Origin of the sequence: Leeuwenhoekiella aequorea, assembly GCF_004104375.1 — a bacterium.
In the GTDB taxonomy this organism is placed as follows: domain Bacteria; phylum Bacteroidota; class Bacteroidia; order Flavobacteriales; family Flavobacteriaceae; genus Leeuwenhoekiella; species Leeuwenhoekiella aequorea.
Genome location: NZ_QOVM01000001.1, coordinates 499,431 through 522,725 on the forward strand (window position 1 = coordinate 499,431; position 23,295 = coordinate 522,725).

Genomic DNA, 23,295 nt, shown 5'->3' on the forward strand with positions numbered 1-23,295 from the left:
TAGATTATGTCAGCACATTCAAATGCACTGGACCATGCTCACGATGATCACGACGCACATCACGATCATCACCAGACTTTTATAAGTAAATACATTTTCAGTACAGATCACAAAATGATCTCAAAGCAGTATCTAATTACTGGTCTGATTATGGGGATTATAGGTATTGCTATGTCTATTTTGTTTAGACTTCAATTAGCATGGCCTAATGAAAGCTTTACAGTTTTTGAAATATTTTTAGGAAAGTGGGCGCCAGAAGGTGTTATGGATCCTAGTATCTATTTATCGCTAGTGACGATACATGGTACAATAATGGTATTCTTTGTACTTACCGCTGGTCTAAGTGGTACGTTTAGTAACTTACTTATACCACTTCAAATTGGAGCACGTGATATGGCTTCAGGATTTTTGAATATGGTTTCTTACTGGCTGTTTTTTCTTTCAGCAGTAATTATGTGTTGTTCTTTATTTGTAGAATCTGGACCTGCTGCAGCTGGTTGGACGATCTACCCTCCATTGAGCGCACTTCCTAATTCAATTTCATCTGCTGGTACCGGGATGACATTATGGTTAGTTTCAATGGCTATATTTATTGCTTCTTCTCTTTTAGGATCACTTAACTATGTTGTTACCGTGATCAATATGAGAACAAAGGGTATGTCTATGACTAGATTACCACTTACAATCTGGGCATTTTTTGTTACTGCTATTATAGGTATTGTATCGTTTCCGGTTTTATTATCTGCGGCTTTACTTCTAATTATGGATAGAAGTTTTGGTACATCATTTTTCTTGTCAGATATTTATATAGGTGGTGAAGTATTGCATAACAGTGGTGGTTCTCCAGTTTTATTTGAGCACTTATTCTGGTTTTTAGGTCACCCTGAAGTTTATATCGTATTACTTCCTGCATTGGGAATTTCTTCAGAGGTTATCGCTACAAATGCTCGTAAACCTATATTTGGTTATAGAGCGATGATTGCGTCAATCCTGGCAATTGCATTTTTATCTACAATTGTTTGGGGTCACCATATGTTTATTTCGGGTATGAATCCATTTTTAGGTTCTGTATTCACATTTACTACTTTACTTATTGCAATACCTTCTGCTGTAAAGGCATTTAACTATATAACTACGTTGTGGAAAGGTAATTTGCAATTTAACCCTGCAATGTTATTTTCTATAGGTCTTGTATCAACTTTTATTACGGGTGGTTTAACAGGTATCATTTTAGGTGATAGTACACTTGATATAAATGTTCACGATACGTATTTTGTGGTAGCGCATTTCCACTTGGTAATGGGTATATCTGCTCTTTATGGTCTGTTTGCTGGTGTTTATCACTGGTTCCCAAAAATGTTTGAGGGTAAGATGATGAATAAAAATTTAGGGTATGTACACTTTTGGGTTACTGCCATAGGTTCTTATGCTGTATTTTTTCCAATGCACTTTATAGGAATGGCTGGTTTACCTCGTAGATACTACTCAAACACAGCATTTCCATACTTTGATGATTTAGCAGATGTAAATGTTATGATTACAATTGCCGCTATCGTTACTGCAGCAGCTCAACTTGTATTTTTATATAACTTTATAATTTCTATTTTCTACGGAAAAACAGGAGAGAAGAATCCTTGGAAATCTAATACATTAGAGTGGACTACAGAGCATAAGCATATACATGGTAACTGGGCTGGTGAGATTCCTAGTGTTTACCGTTGGCCTTATGACTATAGCAAGCTAAATGAAGATGAAACGGATTATGTTCTTGCAGGTCAGGATTATGTTCCTCAGACCGTACCGCTTCAACCAAATGAAGAAGAAATGAATCATTAAGATTCTTCAATGATAATTTAAAAGCCTGCTGTTAAAGCGGGCTTTTTGTTTTTAATGCATTAATTTAGGCATAATGCTCAATGAGTTTTAGCTCAAGGGGTAATTAGTATATTTACATTATGAATGAGAATTTAGATGCTAGTGGAGAAGGTTTCAGTAGAGAAGAACACGATTTAGAACGTGTATTGAGGCCTTTAAGTTTTAGTGATTTTACAGGTCAGGAACAGGTTATTGAGAATCTTCAAATATTTGTTCAAGCAGCTAATGGAAGAGGTGAAGCTTTAGACCACACTTTATTTCATGGGCCTCCTGGTCTAGGGAAAACAACTCTTGCAAATATATTGGCAAATGAACTCGGTGTAAGTATTAAAGTAACTTCGGGTCCGGTCTTAGATAAGCCTGGTGATTTAGCTGGTCTTCTTACTAATTTAGAAGAGCGAGACGTTTTATTTATAGATGAAATTCATAGGCTGAGTCCTATTGTTGAAGAGTATTTATATTCAGCAATGGAAGATTATAAGATAGATATTATGATCGAGAGTGGGCCTAACGCCCGCACTGTTCAGATTAATCTTAATCCGTTTACGTTAATAGGTGCAACTACACGATCTGGTTTACTAACGGCTCCTATGCGTGCGAGATTTGGTATCTCATCAAGATTACAATATTATAATACAGAGTTATTGACAACTATAGTACAACGTAGTGCCGAAATTTTGCAGGTTCCTATAGGTATGGAAGCGGCTATAGAAATTGCAGGTCGTAGTCGCGGAACTCCGCGTATTGCCAATGCTTTATTACGTAGGGTACGGGATTTTGCACAGATTAAAGGAAATGGTACTATTGATATTGAAATTGCACGTTTTGGTCTTAAGGCACTTAATGTAGATGCTCACGGACTTGACGAAATGGACAATAAAATCTTAGCAACTATTATAGATAAATTTAAAGGAGGTCCAGTAGGAATCACAACTTTGGCGACGGCTGTTTCTGAAAATGCTGAAACAATAGAGGAGGTGTACGAGCCTTTCTTAATTCAGCAGGGATTTATTATGCGAACGCCACGGGGAAGAGAAGTAACTGAGTCTGCTTATAAGCACTTGAATAGAATTAAAGGAGCAGTGCAAGGTGGTTTATTTTAACGGGCTTAGTGTATGAATAAAATACCTGAAGTCTCTCGATTAAGTTTTTTAAAATCTGCAAGGGCAATTCTTAAAAATCCGCTACCGTTTCACAAGAAAAATTTTAATTTAAAAGGAAATACATTTCGGCTTAAACTGGGAATTTCAAAAAATGTTGTTTTCTCTAGAGACGCCATGTTTGCACAACATGCGCTTCAGAAGAATCAAAAAAACTATAAAAAGTCGGCTATTCAAACCAAAGATCTTGCTAAATATGTAGGTAATGGATTATTGACGTCTAATGGCGCGCATTGGGCAAAACAACGAAAATTAATACAACCGGCATTTCACAAAAAGCAGTTAGAGACTTTAGTCAATAAAATTCAAGAGGCTATACTTACTGAAATTGAAAAAATAGAAGTTGACCAGCCATTTAATATATTTCCAGTATTTAATGATCTTGCTTTTCAAACTGTTGTAAAAGCTCTATTTAGCGGAGAAGTTGATAAACGTGCAATCAATAGACTTCAATATATTACTGAAGCTGCTCAAGAAATGTTAGTCAAAGAATTGAGACAGCCCTATTTAAATTGGTGGTTTAAGCTTTCTGGTGAATTAGAGAAGAATCTTGCTCTTACCAGGGAAGCGCGTAATATTCTTAATGATTTTGTAGCTAAACGTCGTCAAAGTAGGAAACGTTATGATGATTTATTAGATATGCTACTCGATGCTCGATATGATAACGGTCTGGCAATGGATGATGAGCAGCTCATCGATGAAATACTCATCTTATTCACAGCAGGACACGAGACTACCTCAAATGCACTAACGTTTGCTGCTGAATTATTAGCAAGAAACCCTTCTATTCAAGATAAAATCTATTCTGAAGTAATCACCTTAAAGGATGAAGATGATTTGCTACTTAAACTTAAAGGGTTACAGTATACCGAGCAGGTGATTAATGAAACGATGCGACTCTATCCACCTGCCTATTTTATTGATCGCGTAAGTATAGAGTCTGATGCTTTTTCAGATTTTGAAATTAAACCGAACACGAATTTATTATTTTCAATTTATGAGATTCATAGGGATGAGAATTATTTTAAAGATTCAGAAGTATTTAACCCAGATCGGTTTGAGGATAAAACTATAAAATACTCTCCTTACTATTATCCTTTTGGGGCAGGACCGCGTATGTGCATTGGTAATAATTTTGCTATGTATGAAATGATTCTTACTATTTATGAGCTTATGAAAGTTTATAAAATAGAGTATAAGTCTTCTCCTATTGAAATTAAACCATTAATTACCTTGAAGCCAAAAAATGCAATCCTTCAATTTTCAAAACGAAAAGATTGATAGAAAACAAATTGAAATACACGAAACTTATCAAAGATGAAGCTCAGCGACTGGGTTTTATGTCATGTGGTATTTCAAAAGCGGGGTTTTTAGAACAGGAAGCACCACGATTAGAAAGTTGGTTAAACAAAAATATGCACGGGGAAATGGCATATATGGAAAATCATTTTGATAAACGTTTAGACCCTACTTTGCTAGTTCCCGGAGCTAAGAGTGTGGTTTCATTGCTTCTAAACTATTATCCTGATGAAAAGCAACGAGAGGATACTTATAAGATATCAAAATATGCTTATGGTACAGATTATCATTTTGTAATTAAGGATAAGCTAAAAGAATTACTAGAATTCATTAATGCGAATATAGGAGAAGTAGCGGGGAGGGCATTCGTAGATTCTGCCCCAGTACTTGATAAGGCCTGGGCGGCAAAAAGTGGCTTAGGTTGGATAGGGAAACATAGTAATCTATTAACAAAGCAGGTGGGTTCGTTCTATTTTATAGCAGAGTTAATAATCGATCTCGATCTTGATTATGATACACCGGTAACAGATCACTGTGGTTCTTGCACCGCTTGCATAGATGCTTGTCCCACAAACGCCATCGTAGATGCTCATGTGGTTGACGGAAGTAAGTGCATTAGTTATTTTACCATAGAGCTTAAAAATGAATTACCTTCATTTGCTCAGGACAAAATGGATGACTGGATGTTTGGCTGCGATGTTTGTCAGGACGTTTGTCCTTGGAATAGGTTTTCAAAGCCACATAACGAGCCTTTATTTGACGCTAACCCAGAGATTTTGAAGTATTCTAAAAGTGAATGGAAGGAGCTTACTCAAGAAGTATTTTCAACACTATTTAAAAAATCTCCGGTAAAGAGAACTAAGTTCAAAGGCTTAGAGCGGAATATTAATTTTTTAAATGGAAAGTTTTAATTTGAGGAACTTAGAATATTTTCTACCATTCAATATGTTATTCTCGTATATTGAGCGCACAATTATTGATTCTCTAAACTACATCGTTTTATATTTATTATAGAATATCATTTATGACCTTGCAGGTTGTTGAAACAATATTTATCAACTTAGTTTTTAAAAATGAATAAAATTTTAGGTTCTATCCCAAAACCCAAGCTTTCTTTTTGGCAAATCTTTAATATGAATGTTGGATTCCTCGGAATTCAGTTTAGTTTTGGTTTACAGCAAACAGCCATAAATCCTATATTTTTATTTTTAGGTGCTTCAGATGATATGTTGCCTATTTTAAATATTGCAGGTCCTATTACTGGTCTTGTAATTCAACCTATAATTGGCGCAATTTCAGATAAGACCTGGATTCCCAAATGGGGTGGCCGTCGTAAGCCCTTCTTTCTCATAGGTGCGCTTATAGGAAGTTTATGTTTATTTGCTTTTCCATATAGTCCGGCGCTTTGGTTTGCGGTAGGTTTACTTTGGATACTAGATGTAGGAAATAATATGGCTATGGAGCCTTACCGTGCTTTTGTAGGTGATAAATTACCGGCAAAACAATTAAGCCTGGGCTACCAGATGCAAAGTTTATTTGTAGGTGCGGGTATCGTATTAGCTAACGCTTCCATATTTCTGTTTCAAGATTGGTTTGGCGGTGTAGATGGCGCTATAGACGCAGCAGGTACCATTCCTAAGTGGCTGTACTATTCATTCTTTATTGGAGCTATTTTATCTGTAGTGACAATTCTGTGGTCTGTACTTAAAACTCCGGAAATTCCTCCCACAGAGGAAGAGCTTGCAGAAATTAATCAGCACCGCGCATTGCCATTTTCTCACCGTGTTAAAATCCCATTTGTAGAGATTGCAAGCACAATTAAAGAAATGCCTCGTTTTATGTGGCGCGTAGCGGGAGTTTATTTATTTCAATGGTATGCACTATTTATCTATTGGCAATTTACGGTTCCGTTATTCCGTACAACAATGAATTTCAATACGTCTCAAGCAGCAGCCCAAGCTGCTAAAATGAGTACAACCTATAATATAACTACAATAGTAGTGGCGCTTGCATTAGTTCCACTTACCTTAAAATTTGGTGGGCGTAAGGTCTATGCATTAAGTCTTTTTGGATCTGCAATAGCATTACTTACAATACCTTATATTACAGATCCTTTACTTGTATTATTGCCTATGATATTATTTGGAATTGGGTGGGCTGCAATGATGGGTATACCCTATACTATGGTATCTAGGATTGTACCTCAAAAAAAGCGCGGAATATATATGGGTATTTTAAATATGATGATTGTAATTCCTATGGGGATTCAGACGGTGACCTTTGGTCCTATATACAAATATCTATTAGGAGGAAACGCGATAAATGCAATTCTCTTTGGTGGTGTATTTTTTGGTATAGCTGCAATTCTTGCATTGAGATTAAAGCCTAAACATGCAGAACGAGTTTACGAATAGAAAGTATAACCTTTCAATCTTAAAATTCTCAAATTATATATTTAGTTTGAGAATTTTTAGTTTTGAACTATAGGTCTAGAAAAGTACAGAATCAGCATAAATTCAGAATTAATAATTTTTAATTCAATAAGGGCCAATTTTTTTTAAATGATTCTGTTATAAAATTAACGCGATTCAATATTAGGTCTATTTTTGTACTAGAGTAAACAAATATAATATGAGCAAAGAAAGTAAGAGAAGAGAAGCATTAATATATCATGCAAAACCTACTCCTGGTAAAATTGCAGTGGTGCCTACAAAAAAGTATTCGTCACAAAGAGATCTCTCTCTGGCCTATTCTCCAGGTGTTGCAGAACCTTGTTTAGAAATAGAAAAAGATATAGAGAATGCCTATAAATATACCGCTAAAGGTAACCTTGTAGCCGTGATTTCTAACGGAACTGCTGTATTAGGTCTGGGTGATATAGGTCCGGAGGCATCTAAGCCAGTAATGGAAGGAAAGGGTTTACTCTTTAAAATATTTGCCGGTATCGACGTATTTGATATCGAAGTGGGAACAAAAGACGTAGAAGAATTTATAGCTACTGTAAAAAATATTGCTCCCACATTTGGAGGGATCAATTTAGAAGATATTAAAGCTCCTGAAGCATTTGAAATTGAGCGTCGTTTAAAAGCAGAGCTTGATATACCAGTAATGCACGATGATCAGCACGGGACGGCTATAATTTCTGCAGCAGCATTATTAAATGCTGTTGAACTTACAGGTAAGAAACTGGAAGAAGTGCGTATCGTAATTAGTGGTGCCGGTGCAGCTGCTGTATCGTGTACGAGACTTTATAAAGCTTTTGGTGCGCGTAACGAAAATATAGTAATGCTAGATAGTCGTGGTGTGATACGCAGCGACAGAGAAAGTCTTTCTGTTGAGAAAGCTGAATTTGCTTCAGACCGAAAAATAGATACGCTTGATGAAGCAATGGTTGATGCAGATGTTTTTATAGGTCTTTCTATTGCTGATATAGTGACGCCCGAAATGTTATTATCAATGGCGCCTAATCCTATTGTATTTGCAATGGCAAATCCCAATCCGGAAATTGATTACGATTTGGCTACTAGAACCCGCAAGGATATCATTATGGCTACAGGTCGTTCAGATCATCCTAATCAAGTAAATAATGTGCTTGGTTTCCCGTTCATTTTCCGTGGTGCATTAGATGTGAGGGCTACTAAGATTAATGAAGAAATGAAAATGGCTGCTGTAAAGGCATTAGCAGAACTTGCAAAAGAATCTGTGCCCGAACAGGTAAATATAGCTTACGGGGAAACCCGATTAAATTTTGGTACAGATTATATAATACCAAAACCATTTGATCCTCGATTAATAACAAAAGTGCCACCGGCAGTTGCAAGAGCAGCTATGGAAAGTGGAGTGGCTAAAGAACCCATCACCGATTGGGTAAAGTATGAGGATGAATTATTAGACCGCATGGGATCTGATAATAAGATTGTAAGACTTATACTCAACCGTGCAAAAACAGAGCCTAAACGTGTAGTTTTTGCTGAAGCAGATCAGCTTGATGTTATGAAAGCTGCTCAGATTATTTATGATGAAGGTATAGGAACTCCTGTATTATTAGGAAACAGAGAGACTATCGCTGAGTTAATGGAGGAGCTGGATTTTGAGGCAGATATCGAAATCATAGATCCTAAAACTCCAGAGGAAAAGGAGAAATTAAATAAATATGCAAATATTTACTGGCAAGAACGTAAGCGTAAAGGAGTGACCTTATTTGATGCGCAAAAACTCATGAGACAGCGTAATTACTATGCTTCAATGATGGTGAATGTAGGGGATGCAGATGCGATGATTACAGGGTATAGCAGCAGTTATCCTTCTGCAGTAAAACCTGTACTAGAAGTAATAGGAGCTGCACCAAATGTTCAAAAAGTAGCTGCAGCAAACCTAATGAATACCAGTAGAGGACCTTTGTTTTTAGCAGATACTTCTATAAATATTGAGCCTACTGCAAAAGAGCTTGCAAAAATTGCTTTAATGACTGCGCGTACAGTACGATTATTTGGTATGGAGCCGGTTATAGCGATGATTTCGTATTCTAATTTTGGTTCATCAAAAAATCCGCAGGCAGATAAAGTTAGAGAAGCAGTTTCTTACCTTCATAAATACCATCCAGAATTAGCTGTAGATGGAGAGGTGCAGGCAGATTTTGCTTTGAATGCAGATTTATTAAAGAGCAAATTTCCATTTTCTAAGTTAGCGGGAAGAAAGGTAAATACCTTGGTTTTCTCAAATATCGACTCTGCAAATATTATGTATAAAATGATTAAAGAGTTGAATAAGGCAGATAACATAGGCCCAATAATGATGGGAATGAACAAGCCGGTACACGTTCTTCAACTTGGGGCAAGTGTAGATGAAATTGTAAATATGGCTGCAGTAGCAGTTATTGATGCTCAGCAAAAAGGCAAAAAATTACAAGAGGTACTTTTAGGCGATATTAAAGGCTAGTACTCAATCTAACAGGCTTCAAATGTGCTAATTAATTTTAGTACATTTGGAGCCTTAACTTTTTTCTAGTAGATGATTACATTTTTAAAAGGCAAGTTGGTCGAAAAAAACCATACAGATGTCGTTATTGAATGTCAAGGAGTAGGATATTTTGTAAATATTTCGCTACATACTTTTTCACTTTTACCTGAGGGAGAAAGTATAATGCTTTATACCTATCTTCATATTAAAGAGGATTCACATACGCTATATGGTTTTTCTCAAAAATCAGAGCGGGAGATTTTTAAACTATTAATATCTGTAAGTGGTGTGGGTACTAGTATTGCTCGCACAATGTTGTCATCGTTAGATCCTACTCAAGTTAAGCAGGCAATAGGAACTGGAGATGTAAAAACTATCCAAGGCGTTAAGGGAATTGGTGCAAAAACAGCACAACGCGTTATTCTCGACTTAAAGGATAAAATTCTCAAAGTTTATGATGTAGATGATGTTTCAGCAGGTTCAGGCAATACCAATAAGGATGAAGCGTTATCAGCTTTAGAGACTCTTGGCTTCGTTCGTAAACAAGCAGAGAAAGTTTGTGATAGTATAGTACGTGAAAATCCTGATGCTTCTGTAGAAACAATTATAAAATTAGCCCTTAAAAAACTATAATAGACTTTGGTTATAAAACTACGTTGGTTTTCTTTAAAAATGCTATTAGTTTCAAGCACATTCTTGTGCTCGATGTCTTTATTTGCTCAAGAAGAAGAGGCTAAAGATTCTACAATTACAGGTTTTTCTTTAGGTAAACTTAGTCTTAAGAATCCTAATTCTATAATTTCAAAATACACGTACGATCCTCTTACCGATAAATATATTTATACTGAAAGTATAGGGGAGTATTCTATAAATTACCCACGAATCTTAACTCCAGAAGAATTCAAAGCACTTGTTCAAAAGGAACAGATGCGTAATTATTTTCAGCAAAAGATTGCCGCTATAGATGGGAAAACTGAAGAAGGAAAAGAAGATCAAAAAAGTTTACTGCCTAATTTTTACGTGAATTCCGGATTGTTTGAATCAATTTTCGGAGGTAATAATATTGAATTTATTCCTACGGGTAGCGTTGAAATGGATATCGGTGGTTTATTTACAAAACAAGATAATCCTAGTTTCTCTCCTAGAAATCGTACAAATTTTAGTTTTGATTTTGATCAGCGTATAAGTTTAAGTTTACTCGGTAAAGTAGGTACGCGACTTCAGGTAAATGCTGTTTACGATACAGAGGCTAGTTTTAGTTTTCAAAATCAGATTAAGCTAGAATATACGCCAAACGAAGACGACATTATTCAGAAGATTGAAGTTGGTAATGTGAGTATGCCTTTAAACAGTGCTCTAATTCAAGGTTCACAAAGTTTATTTGGTGTAAAAACTCAACTTCAGTTTGGGAAAACAAAAATTACTGGAGTATTTTCAGAACAACAAAGTCAGACCCAACAAGTATTGGCGCAAGGAGATGGGACGTTACAAGATTTTGAAATTCAAGCGCTTGAATATGATGAAAACAGACACTATTTTTTAGCTCAATATTTTCGGGATACCTATAATAGAGCACTTGCTAATTATCCTTTTATAAATTCAAATATTCAAATTACCCGAGTTGAGGTATGGGTTACAAACCGAACTCAGCGTTTTGAGAATACGCGTAATATCGTGGCTATTCAAGACATCGGGGAGTCTACACCCACTCAAATAGGATTGCAGACAATTCCAGCAGGGTTTATTAATTTACCAGCGGGTAGTTTTCCGAGAAACTCTAGTAATGATTTTAATCCTTTTGGTCTATCAGGAAATGGTCAAACAATTTTAACACCCGCTATTCGAGATGCTTCTACAGTAAATCAAGGTTTTGGTGGAGTACAAGTTTCAGATGGATCAGATTATGCGTCATTAGAAAATGCACGTCAGCTTACTACTTCAGAATATACTCTAAATACGCAATTAGGATATATCTCACTCAATCAGCGATTAAGTAATGATGAGGTTTTGGCAGTTGCCTTTCAGTACACCGTGAACGGCCAGGTTTATCAAGTAGGAGAATTTGCTAATGATGGTGTAGATGCTACAAGCGGGGCCTACCCAGATACAGATGGGGATGGCATACCAGATCTTGTCGATGTTGATGCAAATGGAGATGGTATTAATGAAAATGGTCAAGATGTTGATAATGATCAAATTGCTGATGGAGCAGATGCTAATGTTAATGGGCAAATACGAGGGACAGATGTAAACAATGATGGAATCTTAGATAGTTTAATCACACCTGGACAAGGAGGTACATCGCAAGCACTAATTGTAAAACTTTTAAAAAGTAATATCACAGATGTAAATGAGCCTATCTGGGATTTGATGATGAAAAACATTTATGGTCTGGGGGTAGGGCAGCTGGAGCCTGACGGCTTTAGAATGAATATTGTATATACTTCTCCATCGCCCATAAATTATATCACGGCTGCTGCCGGTGGACCCGCTCTTCCCGAAGATGTGCAAAACACACCTTTACTTAATGTTTTTAATCTCGATAACCTAACTACATTTGGAGACCCTCAAAATGGAGGAGATGGTTTTTTTGATTATGTAAATGGACTTACAGTTAATCAAAGTACTGGAAGTATCATATTTACCTCTGTAGAACCTTTTGGTGAATATCTGTTTAATAAACTACGGGATTCTGGTACCGAAAATTACGAGAATCCAGATACCTATAATGCAAACCAGCGCAAGTATGTTTATACTTCTTTGTATAACTCAACAAAAACTATAGCTCAGGATAATGCAGATAAAAATTTATTTCAGTTGCAGGGTACCTTTAAATCTACTCAAGAAGAAGGTATTCCAATTGGAGGATTTAATATTCCGCAGGGATCTGTTACCGTAACCGCGGGAGGCAGAGTTCTTCAAGAAGGACTAGATTATTCTGTAGACTATCAACGAGGAAGAGTAATTATTTTAGATCAGGCACTTAAAGGTTCGGGAATTCCGATACAGGTTTCTACTGAAAACAATTCACTATTTGGTCAGCAGACAAAGCGTTTTACAGGCCTTAATGTAGAACACCAGTTCAACGAAAACTTCATGCTGGGTGGTACATTGATTAATCTTAATGAGCGACCACTTACACAAAAAGCAACTTATAGCTTTGAGCCTATAAACAACACCATTTTTGGTCTTAATGCTAATTTTTCTACAGAGGTTCCATTTCTAACTCGCCTTGTAAATAAGCTTCCAAATATAGATACCGATGTTCCTTCTAACATTTCTTTCAGAGGTGAGGTTGCCTATCTCATGCCAGGACAACCTAAAGCGACAGAATTTGGTGGTTTAGCAGCATCGTACATTGATGATTTTGAAGGTGCACAAACTGCGTTAGATATAAGCTCGCCCCTGCAATGGAGTCTGGCTTCTTCACCAGTAGATTTTGGTGGAGAATTTGCAAATGGAGATTTAAGAGCTGGATACCGAAGAGCAAAATTTGCATGGTATACTATAGATCCTATTTTTTATACATCGCAACGCCCGGATGGTATTACAGATGCAGATGTGTCTACTTACGCCACACGAAGAGTGTTTAGAGATGAGATTTTTCCTGAGCAAGATATCATAGCAGGTACCACACAGGCCTTATTTACTTTGGATATGGCTTATTATCCTCAGGAGCGTGGTCCTTATAATTATAGTATTGATGCGCAGGATGGGATTCTTGAAAATCCAGAACAGAATTTTGGTGGGATTATGAGATCTTTTGCTTCTACAGATTTTGAGCAGGCCAATGTAGAATTTATAGAATTCTGGATGATGGATCCATTTATTTATGCTGAAAATGCAACTAATACCGGAGGCCGTCTTACTTTAAATTTAGGTAATATTTCTGAAGACATTCTTAAGGATGGTCGTAAGCAATATGAAAACGGATTGCCTCAGGATGGCGGAACTACAAATACAGTGGCTACAGCATATGGAAAAGTGCCTACTAATCAAGCATTAATTTACGCGTTTGATACCGAAGGTGATCAACGTACAAATCAAGATGTAGGTTACGACGGACTTAGTGACGAGGAAGAAGCCGCTAACTTTCCTGCATTTGCCGGTCTAGCCGATCCGGCAGGAGATAACTACCAGTATTTTGTTGCTGCAGACGGTTCTATATTAAATAGGTACAAACAATACAATGGGCAGGAAGGTAATTCGCCTGTAGATGTATCACAAACAAATAGAGGGTCAACTACCATCCCCGATACAGAAGATATAAACCGGGATTTTACAATGAATACGGTTGATAGCTATTATGAATATCAATTAGATATTAATAGAGCTAGTTTAAATATTGAAAATGAATTTATAGTAGATCAGCGCGATATTGAAGTTACTCTTCAAAATGGTAATACGCTTCCAGTCACTTGGTATCAATTTAAAGTGCCTATAAGTGCTGCTACAAATAAGCAAGGGGGGATTAATGACTTTCGATCTATACGCTTTATGCGAATGTATATGAGTGGTTGGCAACAACCTACTATATTACGTTTAGGATCACTTGATTTGGTTAGAGGAGATTATCGTAGATATTTGTACACCTTAGATCCCGATGAGTCTGATCCTGATACTGAAAACACTCGATTTGAAGTAACCTCAGTCAATATTGAAGATAATAATGATCGTAATCCCATTCCGTATGTTTTACCTCCCGGAGTTTACAGAGAAGAGCTTATAAATAACAACAATAATATTAGACAAAATGAGCAATCACTTTCTTTAGAGGTTTGTGATTTAGAAACGCAAGATAGCCGTGCTGTTTATAAGAATTTCAGGTTAGATATGCGTCAGTATGAAAACCTAGAAATGTTTGTGCATCTAGAATCACTACTAAATGAAACACCTGTTCAGGATAATGAAGTGGTTGCAATAGTAAGAATGGGAACAGATTTGACACAGAATTTCTATCAGATCGAATTGCCATTGAGTCCTACAGCTTTTGGTACAAGTAGTCCAGATTTAATCTGGCCAGAAGTAAATAGATTAAAGTTGTCTTTAGACATATTGCAAAAAGTAAAAGCGGTTTTCTTTGGGGGAGAGTTTAATACTCTGGTTGATGATATTACTTATTTTGATGAAGAAGCAAGTTTAATAGCTGACCCTGCAGGAACTCCTTATGAAACCGGCAAGGTGAGAGTAGGTATTAAAGGAAATCCGAGTTTTGGTGACGTGAGATTGTTGATGTTAGGTTTAAAAAATGGCAATGATGAAGGGCAAAATACAGTTTGTGCAGAAGCTTGGTTTAACGAACTTCGATTATCTGGTCTTCAAAATCAAGGAGGATGGGCAGGTGTCGTTAATTTAGATGCTAATCTTGCAGATTTTGCAACTGTATCAGGAACAGCCCGTCAATCTACTGTTGGTTTTGGGAGCATAGATGCGGGCCCTAATCAACGCAGTAGGGAGGATGTGCAATCTTATGATGTTGTAACAAACATAAATTTAGGTCAGTTGCTTCCTAAAAAATGGGGTATAAAAGTTCCTTTTAATTATGCTAGCGGAGGCGAAACAATTACACCAGAATACGATCCTCTTTTTACAGATATTAAACTTGATGAGCGTTTATCATCTGCTGCTTCTGAAGCAGAGAGGGAGCGCATAAAAGATATAGCGATCGAGCGTACAAAAAGACAGAGTATTAACTTTATAGGCGTAAGAAAAGAGCGTACAGGTGAAAAGAAGCCTATGCCGTGGGATGTTGAAAATTTCACATTTGCTTACAGTCACAATCAAGAGGATCATAAAGATTTTGAGATTGAAGAATCTGTAAGTAAAAATGTTAGAGCGGGTGCTGCCTATGGCTTTGCATTTAAGTCAAAGCCGTATGAACCATTTAAAAATAATGATTCCTTATTTGTAAGTAAGTATTGGAAGCTGCTCAAAGATTTTAATATAAATTATTTACCGGCTAGTGTAAATATTACTTCAAACATTACGCGCCAATATAGTCAGCAGCGATTTAGAGATCTTCTGGCTACCGAAGGATCTATCCCTATCCCAGAATATTTGCAGCGCAATTATCAATTTGACAGAAATTTCGCAATTAACTACCCAGTTACAAAATCACTGCGTGTTAATCTAGAACAGTATCAAAATCGGGTAGTACGTAATTATTTAAATCCGGATAATTCTTTAGACCCTAACGCAGGAGATGTTTATACAAGCTTTTTTGATGTTGGAACTCCAGACAGGCATAATCAAACTATGCAGATTAATTATGATTTACCGGTTAGTAAGTTGCCCTACTTAGATTTTGTTAAATCTACGTATTCGTATAGTGCAGATTTTCAATGGACGCGGGGTTCTTATCAATTACAAACCTTAGAAGGTATTCCAGATTTAGGAAATTCTGTTCAAAATGCAAATACCCATTCGCTGCAGACATCTTTAGATATGAAAACCCTATACGATGCTTTAGGGTTGTCAAAGAAAAAGGTTGGAGTAACAAGTAAGTCTGCAAGAAGTCAGGCAGTGCCTACATTAGGAAATCCTAAGTCAGTTACTTCAACGTCTGATGATCAAAGATTGAGTGCTGGTGATAAAGCGACAAATACGTTAGTGGGCTTTGCTACAGGAATTAAAAGAATTCAAGTTAATTATGAGCAAAATAACGGTACCTATCTTCCGGGCTATCTCCCAGGTGTAGGTTTTCTAGGTACGGTTAGACCTTCTACAGGATTTGTATTTGGTAGTCAGGCAGAAATACGAGATTACGCTGCCAGACAGGGTTGGTTAACATTATATCAGGAATATAATGAACTGTATAGCGAGGTAGAAAATCGTAAATTAGATATTCAAGCTCAAACAAGCTTTTTAGAAGACCTTACGATAGATGTAAATATGAATCGCATTTATCAAGAAACCTATAATGAGAATTACAGAGTAGACCCTACAACTCGTGACTATACGAGTCTAACCGGAAATACTATAGGTAACTACAGTATCTCGACGTTAATGATTGGTACAGCATTTAATTCGAGTTCTCTGGAGTCCTCTGCAAACTTTAATCAGTTTAGGTCAAATCGTCTGGTAATTGCAAATAGACTTGCTGAAGATTTTTATGGTAATGATCAATATCCGCGAGATGAAAATGGATATCCGGTAGGTTTTAGTAGAACAAGCCAAGCTGTATTGCTTCCTGCATTCTTATCTGCATATACACCGGGTAATGCAGATAATGTCTCTCTGGGAGCGTTTAGGAGTTTCCCGCTTCCTAACTGGAATTTAAAATATACTGGGTTGATGAAATTTGATTGGTTTAAGAAACGCTTTAAACGCTTTTCTGTAAACCATGGATATCAAGCCGGTTATACGGTGAACCAGTTTAGAACAAACTTAAACTACGATAGAAGTTTAAATAATGATATATCTGATGCTCAAGTTAATCAAGCTGGAGATTTCTTAAATCCGGTTTTGTATTCAAATATTAATCTTACTGAATTATTTTCTCCTTTAATCAGGCTTGACTTTGAAATGAAAAATTCGGTTAAGATATTAGCTGAATTAAGAAAAGACCGAACCTTATCGTTAAGCTTTGATAATAATTTGCTTACAGAAATTCATGGAAACGAATACATAATAGGTTTAGGATATCGCTTAAAAGATATTAGATTTGCCACGCGAGTAGGAGGGAAACGTACGATTTTAAAAAGTGATTTAAACTTTAAAGCAGATCTATCGTTAAGACAGAATGAAACTGTTGTTCGTTATTTAGATATTGAAAATAGTCAGATCACTGCGGGACAAGATATTTATGGGTTAACTTTTACTGCAGATTATGCATTAAGTAAAAACCTTACTGCGATATTTTACTATGATCATTCGTTTGCTACGTATGCAATTTCAACGGCATATCCGCAAACCACAATTAGATCAGGATTAACATTGAGATATAATTTCGGAAATTAATTAAATATAAGTTATGAGTTTACCATCAGATTTAAAGTATACTAAAGATCACGAATGGGTGCGTATTGAAGGAGATATCGCAACGGTAGGTATAACGCATTTTGCTCAGGGTGAGCTTGGCGATATTGTATACGTTGAGGTTGAAACTGAAGGAGAATCGCTTGATCGTGAAGAGGTTTTTGGTACGGTTGAAGCAGTTAAGACAGTTTCAGATTTATTCTTGCCACTTACAGGAGAGATTGTTGAATTTAACACCGCTCTTGAAGCAGAGCCAGAAGCTGTAAATGAAGATCCTTATGGAAAAGGATGGATGATTAAGATTAAATTTTCAGATTCAAGTGAATTAGAGGATTTATTAGATGCAGCTGCTTATCAAGAATTAATAGGTGGGTAATTTATTTAGGCTTGCGGCTTGCATATATACCCTTTTAATAGCTGTTGTATGTTTAATGCCCATACCTCACGTTTCAAATGCCCCAAAGGATAGTGACAAACTTGTGCATCTTCTGGCGTATTTATTTTTTACTATAATTTGGTTTTTAGGCTTCTATTTGAGCAATAAAAAGCAGATTTATAGCCGTTCTTTAATAAAAAGCGTTGTTCTAGGAGTATTTTATGGTATACTTATTGAGGTAATTCAAGGAGTAGCAACAGTCTCTAGATCAGCAGATTTTAAAGATTTTATAGCGAATTGCATTGGTATTTTAACAGGAGTGATCCTAATAATTTCAATGAAATCATTGTTTTTGCGATTAAAATCAAAATTTTAATTTCGAGTTGAAGCTATTTTTATTTAAATTAGCAATCCTTAATAACTAAGATTCATGGAACCTAAGAAAAATCCTAAAGCAGACCTGAGTAAGAGAAGTGTTCTCTTCTTTCAGTTAGGCCTTATTTTGATACTCGGGCTGAGTTATGCGGCTATCGAGTGGAAAACTTATGAGAAAGAGGCCATTGACATCGGTCAATTAAATATGGACGATGTTCTTGAAGAAGATGTGCCAATTACTGAATTGAACACACCACCACCACCACCTCCACCTCCACCGCCACCACCAGCTCCGGAAATCATCGAAGTTGTTGAGGATGACAAAGAGATTGAGGAAACTGTAATTGAATCTACTGAAACTAGTCAGGAAGAGAAGATTGTTAAAGTTGAAGAAGTTTCTTTCGTTGATGAAGAAGTTATTGAAGACGTACCATTTGCTGTTATTGAAAACGTGCCGGTTTATCCTGGTTGTGAAGACGAAAAAGGTAATGACGCTAAGAAGAAGTGTATGTCTGAGAAAATTAGCCAGTTTGTAAATAGAAAGTTCAACACTGAACTTGGTAGTGAACTTGGCTTATCAGGTGTAAACCGTATTTATGTACGTTTCAAAATTGATCAAAAAGGTAACATAGTAGATATAGGTTCTCGAGGACCTCACCCAAGATTAGAATCTGAAGCAGAGCGCGTAATTAAATTATTGCCGCAAATGACTCCAGGTAAACAAAGAGGTAAGGCAGTAGGGGTATTATATTCATTACCTATTGTATTCCAAGTTCAGGATTAACTGAATTTAAATAAATATTTAAAATCCCGTCCGCTAATGCGAGACGGGATTTTTTTTAATCATAACATAAAACTCTGAGAGTTTTATGTTTTTAAAAGGTTTTCTGAAAAATGCTATCTTTCGCTTTCCTAAATTGTACTTATCTATGTTTAGATTTCTAGCGTTCTGCGGTATATTTTTTACTTGCCAGTTTATAAATGCCCAACTTGTTAAAGGTAATTTTGAAAAGCATCCCGTCTTTGAAGAGTGCAATAATGTGTTAGTGGATGACTTGAAAGAATGTTTTAATAAAACGCTTATTTCTAAAGTTACTTCAGAATTCAAAATGCCTCAGCAAATTATAGATGAGTCTTACTCTGGCGATATGGTAATTCTTTTTGAGGTTACTAAAGAAGGTGAATTTGAAGTTTTAAATATTACAGCAGCGTATTCAGAGTTGAAGGAAGAGTTAAAGCGCGTTTTTTCTACACTTCCTCAAGTTACACCTGCGATGTATAATGGTAAGCCAACCTATATGCAGTTTAGTATGCCTATCCCAATTCCGTTTTCAAGGACTCAAACCGCACTACCCACTACTAAAAAAGCATCGGTTAATGCGATAGAGAAAATCTCAGCTATTGATATGAACAGTGAGTATGATTCGATTAAAACTTATCCTTTTGAAAACCGCGAATATACGTCTCAATTATATATCCCTTTTTCACATCAAACGTATAGTAGGTTTGATCAAGAATTAAATCGCGTTGGAACTAATAGTCATACGGCAAGTAAACCATTTACCTATTCCAGTGTAAATGATTATTATGATTTTAAAGAAAATCGTGAACAGCTTTATAAAGAAAAAGACTCCTGGTTTGGGAGAAAGTTATGGAATGAGCATATGGTAACTCTTCAGGGTGAGGGCTACTGGTTTACTTTAGATCCGGCGGCAGATTTACAATTGGGTTTTGAGAGTGCAGATTCAGAAAATCAAAATTATACATATAATAATACGCGTGCTTTAATTTTTCAAGGTGGACTAGGAGATAAGCTTAATTTTTACACTGTTTTTTATGAAAGTCAGGGTAGTTTCGCTGGTTATTATAACCGTTTTGCGCGTTCCTTACGACCAGATGGTGGCAATCCTGCAATCGTACCTGGTAGAGGTGTAGCAGCTGATTTTGGTTCAGAAGATTTTGATTACCCAGTTGCCGAGGCCTATTTATCCTACGCGCCGAGTAAATATTTTAATGTGCAGTTTGGTCATGGTAAAAATTTTATAGGAGATGGCTACAGGTCGCTTTTACAAAGCGACAATGCAAGTCCATATCCATTTTTAAAGCTTAACACAACATTTTGGAAATTTAAGTATTCAAATACGTGGATGTCGTTAAGGGATGTGCGGCCGGAAGTAGTTTCAGATGGATCTTTCAAAACCAAATTTATGGCTAATCATTACCTGAGTTTCAACGCAACAAAACGTTTAAATATTGGGTTATTTGAAAATGTTATTTGGACAAATGATAACGATCGAGGATTTGACCTTAATTATTTAAACCCGGTTATTTTTTACCGAGCTATCGAGTTTTCAACTGGCTCGCGTGGCGGTAATGCATTAATAGGACTGAGTGCTAAATATAAATTTAGTGATAAATTTAATATGTATGGGCAGGTGATTATTGATGAATTTTCTACTGCTGCAGTGTTTAGTAGTACTAAGAGCTATAAGAACAAACAAGGTGTGCAGCTAGGGTTTAAATACTATGATGCGTTCAAAATTGATAATTTACAGCTTCAGTTTGAATTTAATCAAGTTAGACCATATGTGTATTCTAATAATGAGATTGAGTTGAATTATGGTCATAATAATCAATCTATGGCGCATTTATGGGGAGCTAATTTTAGAGAACTTATAGGTATTGCGCGATATGAAAATGAGAGGTGGTATGGTACAGCAAAACTAATTTATGGAGAGCGAGGGTTTGAAATAGGTGATATTAATACCACATATTATGGTGGAAGTATCTATGGTAATGATGAAAATATACCTAGTGAGGAAGGCATAGAAATAGGTCAAGGAAATAAGGGAACTACCTTATTAGGAAATATTGAGTTGGGATACTTGGTAAACCCTTCAACAAATCTTAAGATCTATACGAATGTTTTATATAGAGATCATAAGGTTGATCAATATGACCCTGTAAATTTTACTGAGAAAACGCTTTGGGTTAATTTTGGAATTCGAACAGATTTATTTAACTGGTATTATGATTATTAGATTATGAAAAAATATTTATTGCTTGGATTAACATTGGTATTAATGATCTCAAATTCTTGTAAAAATTCAAATTCTTCAGAAGGAGATTTTGATTCTAATTTTGCTCATGTTGTGTATTTCTGGTTAAAAAATCCGGATAATTCAGAAGATAGAAAAGCATTTGAAACTTCGTTAAAGAAATTTTTGAATACAAGTGACTATGCTAAAACTAAGTTTATAGGGGTGCCTGCAAATACGCCGCGCGATGTGGTAGATAACAGTTGGACCTATTCAATCATATTAACATTTCCATCTAAAGAAGCGCAGAACAGTTATCAGGAAGAGCCTGTGCATTTAAAATTTATAGAAGAATCTGCTATTTTGTGGGATAAAGTACAGGTCTATGATTCAGTTGGCTTATAACTCTAATTTGTTTCAGCACTAACTCTAAGTGTCTTAACCATTAAATTTTCATCTAGCACTTCGGTTTTAAGTTTGATAAATCAGATTGATTAGTAGTAGGTTTGGGTTAATAATTAGGGGTTTGCAATATTAGTTACACATCCTGCTTATTTATATATTTCTCTTGTATTTAATAACCTTTGATAAGGTTGTGTAGAAAGTGTGTGTGCAGTATCTTTGCACGACTTTTTAAAGCCCTTGAATTACACGCATTTGAGCCTCGAAAACCCGCATACTACATCTTCATCTATTTGGATAGATTTTAAAGAAATCACAAAGATGCGTCTGGCAATCAGTGTGGTATTCTCAAGTATGGCTGGATACCTACTAGGTGCTTATACACTAGACTGGTTGACCATCTTGCTTCTTGCTGTTGGTGGTTATTTAATGGTAGGTGCCTCCAATGCATACAATCAAATTATTGAGCGAGATCTAGATGTTTTGATGGATCGTACTAAAAATAGACCTATTCCTGCGGGTAGAATGAGCGTGCGAACAGCTTTTATTATTGCAACATCATTTACAATACTTGGTTTACTAACCCTTTATATAATAAATCCAATTACGGCAGTTTTTGGAGGAGTATCTATCTTTTTGTATGTATGTGTTTATACACCTTTAAAAACTAAGACTCCTTTATCTGTGTTTGTTGGGGCTTTTCCGGGGGCCATTCCCTTTATGATGGGTTGGGTGGCAGCCACCGGTGATTTTGGTATAGAAGCAGGAACTTTATTTATGGTTCAGTTTTTTTGGCAGTTCCCGCATTTCTGGGCGATAGGATGGTTTCTGTATGACGATTATAAAAAAGGAGGCTTCTTTATGTTGCCCACAGGTGCGCGTGACCGTGGTACAGCGGTACAAGTTATTTTATATACCATTTGGACTATACTGGTTTCTTTAATACCTGTGTTTGGAGTTACGGGTAGACTTTACTTAACGCCAATCTCTGCTGTGCTCGTGGGAATTCTGGGCTTAGGATTGCTATACTATGCAATTCGTCTTTATAAATTTAAAAACAATGTTACTGCTAAGCGGTTGATGCTTTCAAGTGTAAGTTATATAACGCTTATTCAGATAATATATGTGGCAGACAAATTTTTACGATAATGGAATATACATCACAGTCAGAAGAAGTTAAATTAAAGAGGTCTAAAAAAATGATGCTTTGGTTTGGTATCATTAGCCTCTCCATGATGTTTGCAGGTTTGACCAGTGCTTATATTGTAAGTAGTGAACGTAGAGACTGGCTTTCAGATTTTCAATTACCCCAAGCGTTTTATTTAAGTACAGGTATAATTATACTAAGTAGTATCTCCTTGTATGTAGCGAAGTGGGCGATTTTTCAAAATAAAAAACAGTTAGGAACACTGTCTCTTTTAGCAACACTGGTGTTAGGGATATTGTTTGTAGTGTTTCAGTTTAGAGGATTTGATGAGATTATTGCAAGTGGATACTTTTTTACAGGAAGTGAAAGCACGGTAACAACATCTTTTATTTATGCATTTGTAATTACACACGTGGTTCACGTATTAGCAGGAATACTTGTTTTACTTGTAGTAGTTATTCAGCAGCTGCGAGGTAAATATTCAAAAGAACAGGCACTTGGGTTTGAGTTGGGTGCTACTTTCTGGCATTTTGTTGATATACTTTGGGTTTACTTATTTCTATTCTTTTTATTTGCAGATGATCTTATTAAGTAAGTGACTTAGTGCCAAATGCTAATAATTCTTAAAATTCGTTTTTTTGAATGGTTATAAATACCGATTATTGCTTTGAAAAGCATTTTTAAAAT

The 23,295-nt window shown here is 36.1% G+C and carries 15 protein-coding genes; all 15 read left to right on the forward strand.

The window, feature by feature from the left end:
• The first annotated feature begins 6 nt into the window (after positions 1-6).
• The 15 genes from DSM00_RS02210 to DSM00_RS02280 all read left to right on the forward strand — a co-directional run bounded on the left by DSM00_RS02210 (position 7) and on the right by DSM00_RS02280 (position 23,203).
• A complete protein-coding gene (locus DSM00_RS02210) occupies positions 7-1,836 on the forward strand; it encodes a cytochrome c oxidase subunit I (RefSeq protein ID WP_206633778.1) in 1,830 nt (609 codons plus the stop codon).
• Between the two features lie 119 nt (positions 1,837-1,955).
• Positions 1,956-2,978 (forward strand): Holliday junction branch migration DNA helicase RuvB, encoded by a 1,023-nt coding sequence (gene ruvB / locus DSM00_RS02215; protein ID WP_128756384.1) that lies wholly within the window; start codon positions 1,956-1,958, stop codon positions 2,976-2,978.
• A gap of 12 nt (positions 2,979-2,990) precedes the next feature.
• A complete protein-coding gene (locus DSM00_RS02220) occupies positions 2,991-4,316 on the forward strand; it encodes a cytochrome P450 (RefSeq protein ID WP_128756385.1) in 1,326 nt (441 codons plus the stop codon).
• Positions 4,313-5,245, forward strand: coding sequence for a tRNA epoxyqueuosine(34) reductase QueG (gene queG, locus DSM00_RS02225; protein ID WP_394365789.1), 933 nt, complete (start codon positions 4,313-4,315; stop codon positions 5,243-5,245). Before DSM00_RS02220 ends, queG begins: the two co-directional genes overlap by 4 nt.
• Positions 5,246-5,407: 162 nt before the next feature.
• Positions 5,408-6,748 carry an MFS transporter gene (locus DSM00_RS02230; RefSeq protein WP_128756386.1) on the forward strand — a complete coding sequence of 447 codons (1,341 nt, stop codon included), beginning with the start codon at positions 5,408-5,410 and terminating at the stop codon, positions 6,746-6,748.
• 217 nt (positions 6,749-6,965) lie between these two features.
• The gene (locus DSM00_RS02235; protein WP_128756387.1) at positions 6,966-9,272 is read left to right on the forward strand and encodes an NADP-dependent malic enzyme; all 2,307 of its coding nucleotides are present in this window, start codon (positions 6,966-6,968) and stop codon (positions 9,270-9,272) included.
• 72 nt (positions 9,273-9,344) lie between these two features.
• Positions 9,345-9,926 (forward strand): Holliday junction branch migration protein RuvA, encoded by a 582-nt coding sequence (gene ruvA, locus DSM00_RS02240; protein ID WP_128756388.1) that lies wholly within the window; start codon positions 9,345-9,347, stop codon positions 9,924-9,926.
• Between the two features lie 39 nt (positions 9,927-9,965).
• Positions 9,966-17,252 (forward strand): T9SS outer membrane translocon Sov/SprA, encoded by a 7,287-nt coding sequence (gene sov / locus DSM00_RS02245; RefSeq protein WP_128756389.1) that lies wholly within the window; start codon positions 9,966-9,968, stop codon positions 17,250-17,252.
• Positions 17,253-17,265: 13 nt separating this feature from the next.
• Positions 17,266-17,646, forward strand: coding sequence for a glycine cleavage system protein GcvH (gene gcvH / locus DSM00_RS02250; RefSeq protein WP_128756390.1), 381 nt, complete (start codon positions 17,266-17,268; stop codon positions 17,644-17,646).
• Between the two features lie 55 nt (positions 17,647-17,701).
• A complete protein-coding gene (locus tag DSM00_RS15765) occupies positions 17,702-18,022 on the forward strand; it encodes a VanZ family protein (protein WP_164916282.1) in 321 nt (106 codons plus the stop codon).
• A gap of 54 nt (positions 18,023-18,076) precedes the next feature.
• A complete protein-coding gene (locus DSM00_RS02260; protein ID WP_128756392.1) occupies positions 18,077-18,805 on the forward strand; it encodes an energy transducer TonB in 729 nt (242 codons plus the stop codon).
• 145 nt (positions 18,806-18,950) lie between these two features.
• Positions 18,951-21,062: a gliding motility protein RemB gene (locus DSM00_RS02265; protein ID WP_128756393.1), complete on the forward strand. Its 2,112-nt coding sequence runs from the start codon at positions 18,951-18,953 to the stop codon at positions 21,060-21,062.
• A gap of 3 nt (positions 21,063-21,065) precedes the next feature.
• A complete protein-coding gene (locus tag DSM00_RS02270) occupies positions 21,066-21,464 on the forward strand; it encodes a Dabb family protein (RefSeq protein WP_128756394.1) in 399 nt (132 codons plus the stop codon).
• Between the two features lie 252 nt (positions 21,465-21,716).
• Complete coding sequence (gene cyoE, locus DSM00_RS02275) at positions 21,717-22,610, forward strand: heme o synthase (protein ID WP_128756395.1); 894 nt, start codon at positions 21,717-21,719, stop codon at positions 22,608-22,610.
• The gene (locus DSM00_RS02280; RefSeq protein WP_128756396.1) at positions 22,610-23,203 is read left to right on the forward strand and encodes a cytochrome c oxidase subunit 3; all 594 of its coding nucleotides are present in this window, start codon (positions 22,610-22,612) and stop codon (positions 23,201-23,203) included. Before cyoE ends, DSM00_RS02280 begins: the two co-directional genes overlap by 1 nt.
• The last annotated feature ends 92 nt before the right edge of the window (positions 23,204-23,295 follow it).